Source organism: Bordetella tumbae, assembly GCF_965139195.1.
GTDB classification, from domain to species: Bacteria; Pseudomonadota; Gammaproteobacteria; order Burkholderiales; family Burkholderiaceae_B; genus Bordetella_A; species Bordetella_A tumbae.
This window is the reverse complement of sequence record NZ_CBCSJH010000019.1, coordinates 75,017-81,572: the sequence shown is the minus strand read 5'-3', so window position 1 is coordinate 81,572 and position 6,556 is coordinate 75,017. Positions and strand designations below refer to the sequence as shown.

Sequence of the window (6,556 nt, the reverse complement as noted above, 5' to 3'; positions counted from 1 at the left end):
CCTTCGGTTTCCCTCGCNCGATCCCAAGGCGCCCTCACGCGGNCACTGCCCNGCCTCGACGTCCAATAGAACACCAACGTGACCGCCTTTACCGGCCCAACAACCGACTCTGCACCGTCGAATTGCGGCCCTAAAGAGGGCATTTCTGTTTTAGGTCATCCTGGCAAAAAAAAGCCCAGCTAAAAAGCCAGGCTCTTTCCTTCACATCAAGCAGTAAAGCTCATCCTACCCAAACCCGAGCATTACGGAACATCCGCATCCAAGGGCTATAAGCACCACCACTATCCGCATCCCCCCATTGCTCAGGCGCCCAAGACATCATCACATTACGCGTCACACGCTCAGGGTGCGGCATGATCACAGTAAAGCGCCCATCCGCCGTCGTCACCGACGTCTGCCCATCTGGACTGCCGTTCGGGTTAAACGGATAAGCCTCCGTCGCCTTGCCATGGTTGTCGATAAACCGCGCAGCGACCAGCACCTTGCCCGCGTCGCCTTGCTTACTGTAGTCCGCATAGCCTTCGCCATGCGCCACCGCCACAGGCACTCGCGTTCCTTCCATTCCCTGGAAGAAAATCGACGGCGAAGCAGCCAACTCCACCAGCGACAAACGCGCCTCGTACTTCTCCGATTGGTTACGCGTGAATCGCGGCCAGAACTCCGCACCAGGAATCATCGGCGCCAATGCCGCCATCATCTGGCAACCATTGCACACACCCAGACCAAAGGTATCCGAACGCCCGAAATACGCCGCGAACTGATCCGACAAACGGCTATTAAAGCGAATCGTGCGCGCCCAACCCTCACCCGCGCCCAACACATCGCCATAGCTAAAACCGCCAACAGCCACCAGACCCTGCATCGTGCTCAAATCAATACGGCCCGATAGCAAATCGGTCATGTGCACGTCGACCGCATCAAAGCCCGCCGTATCAAACGCCCAGGCCATTTCGACCTGGCTATTGCAACCCTGCTCACGCAGAATCGCAACACGAGGACGCTTGCCCGTCGCGATGAACGGCGCAGCGACGTCCTCTTGCGGGTCGAATGCCACGCGCGGCGACAGACCCGGATCCTTGACATCGTTCCACGTATCCAGCTCTGCCTGTGCGCAAGCTGGATTATCCCGGCGCGACATGATCTGGTAGCTGACCTCGCTCCAGGCACGACCCAGATCGGCACGCGGCTCGCTCCAGATCTTTTTACCGTCACGATAAAACTCGACCGTATCGGTATCGTTCAGCCCGCCAATCACATGCGAATGCGCCGACAAACCCGCGCCGCGCAGAACCTGCATCACCGCATCGCGCTCGGATGCGGGGACTTGAAGCACCGCGCCGGCTTCCTCGGTAAAGAGCGCCTTGAGCGTCAGTTCATCACGTTGCACCGCGACCTGCTCGGGACGGATCTTGTAGTCGCCCCAATCCGCCGAGTTTGCATCAAAAGTCAACATATCCAGGTTGACCGAAATCCCGGTGCGACCGGCAAATGCCATTTCGCACAGCGTAGCAAACAGGCCACCGTCGGAACGGTCGTGATACGCCAACAACACCCCGGCCTCGGCCAACGTGCGAATCGTCACAAAGAACGCGCGCAAATCCTGCGGCTCGTCGATATCCGGCACGCTTTCGCCAACCTGGCTGTAGGCCTGCGCCAGGATAGAGCCGCCCATGCGATGGCGGCCACGACCCAGATCAATCACGATCAGCACGCTGTCGCCCACCTCGGCACGCAACTGCGGCGTCAGGCTGGCACGCACATCACTCACCGGCGCAAACGCCGTCACGATCAGCGACACAGGCGCCACGACCTGGCGATTTTCACCATCCTGATTCCATGAGGTCTTCATGGACAGGGAATCCTTGCCGACCGGAATCGACAGGCCTGTTGCCTGGCACAGCTCGCTGACCGCAGACACCGTGTCGTACAAGGCAGCGTCCTGACCGTCGACACCGCAGGCAGCCATCCAGTTAGCCGACAGCTTGATGTCCTCCAGACGCGCCACATCGGCGGCGGCCAAGTTGGTCAGCGCCTCGGCAACAGCCATACGGCCCGATGCGGGCGCATTCAGCACCGCCAGCGGCGTGCGTTCGCCCATCGCCATGGCCTCGCCACGGAAGCCTTCGTAATCCGCCAACGTAACCGCGCAATCCGCCACCGGGATCTGCCACGGCCCCACCATCTGGTCACGGCTGGACAACCCACCCACGGTACGGTCGCCAATGGTGATCAAGAACGATTTGTTGGCCACCGTCGGATGGCGCAGCACGCGATAAGCGGCCTCGGTCAAATCGATACCCACCAGGTCCAGGGGCTCCGACACACCAGGCAAGCGCTGCACATCGCGCGTCATGCGCGGAGGCTTGCCCAGAATCACATCGATCGGCACATCGACTGGCCGCGCATTGGCATCGCCTGCGGCCACACCCACCGCGCTCTCACCGGCCGCAGCCGTATCAACACCCGGCAGGCCTTCGCCATCGACCACGCGCAATTGACGCTCTTCGGTCGCCACGCCCACCACCGCATACGGGCAACGCTCACGACGCGCAATCGCATCGAAACGCTCCAGGTCCTGCGGCAAGATCGACAGCACGTAGCGTTCTTGCGACTCGTTGCTCCAGATCTCCGCCGGCGACAGACCGGACTCTTCCAGTGGCACACGCTTCAAATCGAACACCGCACCGCGGCCGGCATCATTGACCAGCTCGGGGAACGCGTTCGACAAACCGCCCGCACCCACGTCATGGATCGCCAGAATCGGATTATTCGTACCCTGCTGCCAGCAACGATCGATGACCTCTTGCGCGCGACGCTCGATTTCCGGGTTGCCACGCTGCACCGAATCAAAGTCCAGCTCGGCGGAGTTGCTGCCCATGCTGATACTGGAGGCCGCACCACCGCCCATCCCGATGCGGAAGCCCGGGCCGCCCAACTGGATCAGCAAAGCGCCAGGAGGAATGATTTCTTTCTTGGTCAGCTCGGCATCGATACTGCCCAGCCCGCCCGCGATCATGATGGGCTTGTGATAGCCCCAGCGCGTATCGCCTGCGGTTTGCTCGTACGTGCGGAAATAGCCCAGCAGGTTCGGCCGGCCGAATTCGTTGTTGAACGCAGCGCCGCCGATGGGGCCATCAATCATGATGGACAGCGGCGATGCGATACGGTCGGGCAAGCCATGATGGTCGGCTTCCCACGGCTGCATGGCATCCGGAAAACGCAAATGCGACACGGTAAAGCCTGTCAGGCCTGCTTTGGGCTTGGATCCACGGCCAGTCGCGCCCTCGTCGCGGATCTCGCCACCCGCACCCGTCGCCGCCCCTGGGAACGGCGCAATCGCCGTGGGGTGATTGTGCGTCTCGACCTTCATCAGGGTGTGCACGGTGGCATCGCGCCGCACATAGCGGGCAGCCTCGCCGCCCTGCCCGTCAGACGACGGCACACCGGCTTGGAAACGTTGCGCAGCACCGCCTTCCATGACGGCCGCGTTATCCGAATACGCAATGACCGTGCCCTGGGGCTGGGCCTTGTGGGTGGCACGAATCATGCCGAACAGCGTTTCCGATTGCGGCTGGCCGTCAATCACCCACTGGGCGTTGAAAATCTTGTGGCGGCAGTGTTCGCTGTTGGCCTGGGCGAACATCATCAGCTCGACATCCGTGGGATCCCGCCCCAGGCTGGTGAACGACTGTGCCAGGTAATCGATCTCGTCCTCGGATAGCGCCAAGCCCAGTGTCGTATTGGCCTCAACCAATGCATCACGCCCCTGCGCCTGTACGGCGACCGTACGCATGGGTTTGCCCGCCAGGGCCTGAAACAGCGCCTGTCCGTCGAAATCCGCGCCCACCACCGTTTCCGTCATGCGGTCATGCAGGCAATCAGCCGCACGGGCCAACATCGCATCATCCAGCGTTTTCGCGCCCAGCAAACCGCGCTCGGGCACCAGGAAATAACGCACGCCGCGCTCGATACGCCGCACTGCAGCCAGGCCACAGTTGTGAGCGATGTCGGTGGCCTTGCTGGCCCACGGGGAAATCGTACCCAGGCGGGGGATCACCAGCAGTGTCAGGCTCTTGGCCGGCGCCTCGCCCGCCACGGGCGTGCCGTAGTCCAGCAACTGCGTCAATTGCAGCTGTTGAGCGTCATCCAGGGCCGTATCCGTATTGATGAAATGTTCGTAGCGGGCGGAAACGTCTGCGACAGGCAGGCCCGCCTCTTGCAGCTGTGCCAGGAGACGCTCGCGGCGAAAGGCGGAAAGGACAGAAGAACCGGGCAAATGCTGGACGAGAGACACGATGCGGGCGCCGTTTGGAAAGTGGAAAGAAGCAAAACGAGCATTTTACCTTTTCAGGGATTTCCCGAGCGAATCCCCCTAAAGTCGGGCAGAAACCCTCCCCGGGTGGAGTTACAAAATAATTCAAAATCACGCTGCCGCATGATGCCGCTATGCAGCAAACGACGCTCTTCCCTGGAAATTGGACCAGCCAAACGCCCCGTTTTGACCCCAAATCCCGCGCAATTTCCGTACCGCAACATGTTGCAAAAGCCCTTCACCCACGGGAAAACACGCACTAACGCGAGCCGCCGTCAACGGTAGGATGCTGCGATCCTGGCCCGCTTGGCCTGCTCGTTCTGGCTTTCTGCCCGCTTGCCCCGGTTACCCGCTTTCTCAGTTTTCTGATCACCGCCTTATTCCAAGCTGCTGCTGCCCATGTCCCACCCAGACGTTCCCGTCGACTCGGCTACTCCTGCCGAACCCATCATCTCCGCCACTCCCGATCCCGACGTCAAGGTCCCGCTAGCCATCGAAGACTGGCTCGCCGTCGGCGTCCTGGCCATCCTCGCGCTGATCACCTTTATCAATGTGCTGGTGCGCTACTTCACTGATCAGTCCTTTGCCTGGACTGAAGAAATTTCGGTGTTCCTGTTGATTGTGCTGACCATGGCGGGTGGCAGCAGCGCCTTTGTCCGCAACCACCATATCCGTATTGAGGCGGTCGCCGATAGCGGCCCCCCCGCCCGCCAACGGCGCCTGGCTATCATTTCGCATACCGTGGTCTTGTTGTTCTTTATCTTGCTGACGGTATTGTCTGTCCGCTTGGTGCTGGACGAGTACATGTACGAGGAGACCTCGCCCGCCATCGGCGTGCCGACCTGGTGGTATTCGATCTGGCTGCCGGCGATGGCGGCGGCGATTGCGCTGCGCACGCTGGGTACACTGCGCCGCCTCTTGCAGGGCAAAACGCAATGATCGCCGCCCTGCTTTTTATCGTCTTCGCCATCCTGATGGTCATCGGCGTCCCAGTGTGCGTGTCGCTGGGCGTTGCAGGCACGCTGGCCATTGCGATATCCAATCATGATGTCGCGTGGTTTGGCCTGCTGGCCGTCCCCCAGAATTTTTACGCTGGCTTGGCCAAATATCCCTTGTTGGCCATTCCCATGTTTGTGTTGGTCGGCTCGATTTTCGACCGGTCTGGCGTAGCTCGCCGGCTCGTCGATCTGGCCATCGCCATCGTGGGACGCGGCCCCGGCATGCTGCCGCTGATCGCCATTGCCGTTGCCATGTTCCTGGGCGGTATTTCGGGCTCGGGCCCGGCCTGCGCGGCAGCCGTCGGCGCCGTCATGATCACCGCCATGTCGCGCGCGGGTTATCCCGCGCCGTTTTCGGCCTCGGTCGTCGCAGCTGGCGCCGCCACGGATATCCTGATTCCACCGTCTATCGCATTCATCATCTATTCGGTGCTGGTACCAGGCGCGTCCGTGCCCGCGCTGTTCGCCGCCGGCATGGTGCCCGGCATTTTGGCCGGTATTGCCTTGATCGTGCCCGCGGTATGGCTGTCCCGCAAACACAAACTCGGCATCCAGGAAGCCCACCTCCCCCGCCCGCCCTTGTGGGCCAGCCTGCGCGAGGCCAGCTGGGGCCTGGCAGCGCCCGTCCTGATTCTGGGCGGGATGCGGATGGGCTGGTTCACGCCGNCCGAGGCTGCCGTCGTCGCTGTGTTCTATGGCCTGTTCGTCGGCATGTTCATCCATCGCACGATCAAGGTCCGCGACTTGTTCATCATCTTGCGCGAGGCTGCCGAGCTCTCGGCCGTCATCATGATGGTGGTCGCCCTGGCCGGTATCTTTGCCTGGGCGCTGTCCACCCTGAGCATCATCGACCCGATCACCCATGCCATCGTCAATTCGGGCCTGGGTGAATGGGGCGTACTGTCCTTGTTGATCCTGCTGTTGATGACGATGGGCATGTTCCTGGACGGGATCTCGATCTTTTTGATTTTCGTACCGCTGCTGATGCCCATCGCCGATGCCTATGGCTGGGACCCCGTCTGGTTTGGCGTCATCCTGACCTTGAAAGTGGCGCTGGGCCAATTCACCCCACCGCTGGCCGTAAATCTGATGGTATCTTGCCGCATTGCCCGCGTACCCATGGAATCTACGATCCCGTGGGTACTGTGGCTGTTGGCGGCGATGTTCCTGGTACTGGTCGCGGTATTGGTGTTTCCGCAACTGGCGCTGTGGCTGCCGCACAAACTGGGGTATTGATCATCACACC

3 protein-coding genes and 1 pseudogene are annotated in these 6,556 nt (G+C 61.4%); 3 read left to right on the top strand and 1 reads right to left on the bottom strand.

Features of this window, described 5'->3' with window-relative positions:
• Nucleotides 1-220: 220 nt before the first annotated feature.
• A complete protein-coding gene (purL, locus tag ACNA0J_RS18730) occupies nucleotides 221-4,294 on the bottom strand; it encodes a phosphoribosylformylglycinamidine synthase (RefSeq protein ID WP_415820364.1) in 4,074 nt (1,357 codons plus the stop codon).
• A 417-nt stretch (nucleotides 4,295-4,711) separates the two neighbouring features.
• Between purL and ACNA0J_RS18725 the strand changes: the two genes are divergently transcribed.
• The 3 genes and pseudogenes from ACNA0J_RS18725 to ACNA0J_RS18715 all read left to right on the top strand — a co-directional run.
• Nucleotides 4,712-5,251, top strand: coding sequence for a TRAP transporter small permease (locus ACNA0J_RS18725; protein ID WP_415820363.1), 540 nt, complete (start codon nucleotides 4,712-4,714; stop codon nucleotides 5,249-5,251).
• A pseudogene (locus ACNA0J_RS18720) lies at nucleotides 5,248-5,976 on the top strand (TRAP transporter large permease subunit); the annotation flags it as partial. The gene ACNA0J_RS18725 and the pseudogene ACNA0J_RS18720, both read left to right, overlap by 4 nt.
• A gap of 1 nt (nucleotide 5,977) precedes the next feature.
• Nucleotides 5,978-6,546, top strand: a 569-nt coding sequence (locus ACNA0J_RS18715; RefSeq protein WP_415820362.1) for a TRAP transporter large permease subunit, incomplete at its 5' end; no start/stop codon positions are given.
• Between the last annotated feature and the right edge of the window lie 10 nt (nucleotides 6,547-6,556).

Bases quoted from the DNA above. Each gene is read 5' to 3' on its own strand.
- ACNA0J_RS18725 (WP_415820363.1), top strand. From the start codon at position 4,712: ATGTCCCACCCAGACGTTCCCGTCGACTCGGCTACTCCTGCCGAACCC.